General features: G+C 64.3%; 3 protein-coding genes. 2 read left to right on the top strand and 1 reads right to left on the bottom strand.

Translation table 11 applies throughout. From position 1 onward, the window contains the following. The first annotated feature begins 521 nt into the window (after positions 1-521). Entirely contained in the window at positions 522-1,193 is a 672-nt protein-coding gene (locus tag BLW27_RS20440) for a ferric reductase-like transmembrane domain-containing protein (protein ID WP_177178029.1), read from the top strand. Here BLW27_RS20440 and BLW27_RS20435 read toward each other — a convergent pair. Further along, positions 1,190-1,828, bottom strand: coding sequence for a TetR/AcrR family transcriptional regulator (locus BLW27_RS20435; protein WP_218141199.1), 639 nt, complete (start codon positions 1,826-1,828; stop codon positions 1,190-1,192). The genes BLW27_RS20440 and BLW27_RS20435 overlap by 4 nt on opposite strands. 48 nt (positions 1,829-1,876) lie before the next feature. Between BLW27_RS20435 and BLW27_RS20430 the strand changes: the two genes are divergently transcribed. After that, complete coding sequence (locus BLW27_RS20430; RefSeq protein WP_089886569.1) at positions 1,877-2,635, top strand: SDR family NAD(P)-dependent oxidoreductase; 759 nt, start codon at positions 1,877-1,879, stop codon at positions 2,633-2,635. The last annotated feature ends 168 nt before the right edge of the window (positions 2,636-2,803 follow it).

Here is a 2,803-nt window from a genome sequence, read left to right as displayed (position 1 = left end):
ATACGCGCAGCCACGGCACGACCTGAGCCGCCCTGTCTGCGCGTATCTCGACGAGGCTCACCGGCTCAAGCCTCTCGACGGTATCCCGGTCTTCCGGAGCGAGAGCCACCGGCCGCGCGAGAAACGTCGGAATGGCCAGCGACAAGCCTGGTGGTGGGGACATTCTATACCGCGACGTCACTCGGCCCTTTAGTCCAGCTTACAGCGGTCGCTGAACGTGTCTGCACAGGGGGCGCGATGCCTTCCTTGGGGGTGCATTGCCGGTCCTCACCACGAGTAAAACGCACAGGCCCAAGCCAACTTCACCTCTGGCAGAGCCTCGATCCAGTTGCTCGACAGCACGGGCTGAGGATCTGGGCGTCATCGTTGAGGAATACGAGTGATCCATCTCTGCGCGACGGTCGCGGAACTGAACTTCATCTGGTTCTCACGGACAGATGACGGGATTTGCAATGCGAGTAGCGAAAACGCCGCTATCGGGTAGGCTTTTCGCAACACCAATAAATAGTTGGAATTGCGCCATGCCCGAACCCGAGGCAGACCACGGTCGCACGCTCGAAGTCTCCGCGCGGGAGGGCAGCGGCGGCAACCATCGCCAAGACTATCGAGGAAAGAGGGGCAGACATCAATTCGTCTGGGCTCTTCTCGCGGCTCCGGCGGTGGCATGGACGATCCACTTGTCGCGGCAGGGCGCTGCCATGGCTGAGGATGCCGTGAATCCGTCCGGGGCGCTGTCCGCCGTCCTGCTGATCTTCGCGCTGCTTGCCACGCCACTGCGTCGCGTCTGGCCGCGAGCCGGCGTCACGCGCTGGTTGCTGCGCAACCGGCGCTATCTGGGCGTTGCGAGCTTCGGCTATGCGCTGTGGCACACGCTGTTCTACATCGTCGACGCCGGGTCCGCCAGAAGCGTCATCGCCGATCTTCCGCGGCTCGACATCTGGACCGGCTGGCTCTCGTTGATGATCCTCGTGCCTCTGGCCGCAACCTCGTCGGATGCGGCCGTCCGGAGGCTGGGGCGAGGGTGGAAGCCGCTGCAACGCTGGACCTATGCCGCGGCCCTGTTGGGCCTTCTTCACGCGTTGAGCCTTAACGGATGGGAAGACACGGTAGAGCCGCTTGTGGTCGCGGGCCCCCTGATCGTGCTGCAGGTCTGGCGGGTCCTGGGCAGCCGCCGCCGACCTGGTGCGCTCTAAAGCCGCGGCCTTCCCAGGTACCCCAGAACAGCGCGCCGGATGCGTCGATGCAAACCGTCGAAATCGCGTTCCCCGGCCGCGATGGCCGCGTCCGCAAGACCATGCCCGATGGCGATCAGGTCGAAGGCGATGGCCGGCGCATCCGTGATCCCGTTGCGTTCGAGCATGTCGACGACGAGTGTCCGCATGCCCTGTTTCAGCGCCGCGGTCTCGGCATCGAGCGGCAGGCGCTCCTCGACGATTTCCAGAGCGTAAGCCAGTTCCGGGTTACGCAGGTGATGGCGCAGGGTGGCCGCGACGAGTGCGTCGACCTCTTGTTCCAGTCCACTGCCCGCCGCGACCCGGGCGGCGGCGGCCATATCGTCGTGCATCTGCTGGCGCATCGCGCGGATCAGTTCGGCCAGGATCGCCTCTTTCGTCGGATAGTATTGGTAGAGTGAGCCGATCGAAACGCCGGCCACCTCGGCAACCCGATTCGTGTTCAGCGCCTCATCTCCCTGCCGCTCCAGAATGCGAGCCGCTGCCGCGAGGATCGCGTCGCAGGTGGCCCGTGACCTGGCTTGGCGGGGGACCTTCCTGGGGTTGAGTGGCAAGTTCTTCATGGCGTTCGGATGCGAGTGGCCAAATGCAAGCATCCGCTCACATTATGCCCGTGATGGCATGAAGACAACGACAGGTGAGACATGAGAAAAGGTTTCGAGTTCAGGGGACAGAAGGTGCTGGTTACGGGCGCGACACGGGGGATAGGACGCGCCCTCGTCGACGAATTGGGCGAACACGGAGCTCATGTCTTGGCCGTGGCGAAAGACAGCGACGCGGTGGCCAAGCTGGTGGCGACCTGCCCCGCGGTCGTTGACGGTCTGGCGGTCGATCTGTGCGAACCCGAAGTGCATCTGGAAATCGCGGACTGGGTGGAAGACCGGCACCGCGACACCAGCGTGCTGATCAACAATGCTGCGGTAATGCACCACGGCCCCTTGACCGATGCGCCGTGGGAAAAGCTGGCGTCTGTTGCCGAAGAGATCGCAGTCAACCTCCGGGCACCCCTGTGCCTTGCCACGGCGCTGCTGCCGACACTGTCCCGGCAATCGAGCGCTGCCATCGTCAACGTCACGTCCGGCCTTGCCATCGCGCCGCGCCGGGATGCCGCCGTTTATTGCGCCACCAAGGCAGGCCTCCGCAGCTTCACGCGCGCGCTTCGGGACCAGTGCCGCCATGCCGGCTTTTCTGTCCAGGTCACCGATGTCGTCATGACGCTGGTGGACACCGATCTCACCGCCAGGCTCTCGATCCGGAAGTATCCGCCCGACCGTGCCGCTTCGGACCTTGTTCGTGGGGTGGAGCGGGGGAGTGAGGAGGTCTGGATCGAAAAAGCGAAGGCCCTGCGTGTCATCCACCGGTTGGCACCGTCGCTCGCCTACAAACTGATGCGCGCGCGATAATTCGGGAAGCCCCGCATATGCGCTGGATTGAGCTTCGCGGTCTCGTGTCGGGGCCCCGCTGATGCCGTGGCTGGGCGTTGTTGCGTAACTCTGACTGCGGGCGATTCACATCGCGAATCCATGCGGTTAGACTGGTCGCATGAGCAAGCCTCCTCCCGCCCGCTACCG

This window comes from Citreimonas salinaria (genome assembly GCF_900107235.1).
GTDB lineage: Bacteria > Pseudomonadota > Alphaproteobacteria > Rhodobacterales > Rhodobacteraceae > Citreimonas > Citreimonas salinaria.
The sequence above is the reverse complement of the archived record's forward strand: the minus strand, read 5'-3'. Positions and strand labels throughout refer to the sequence as shown.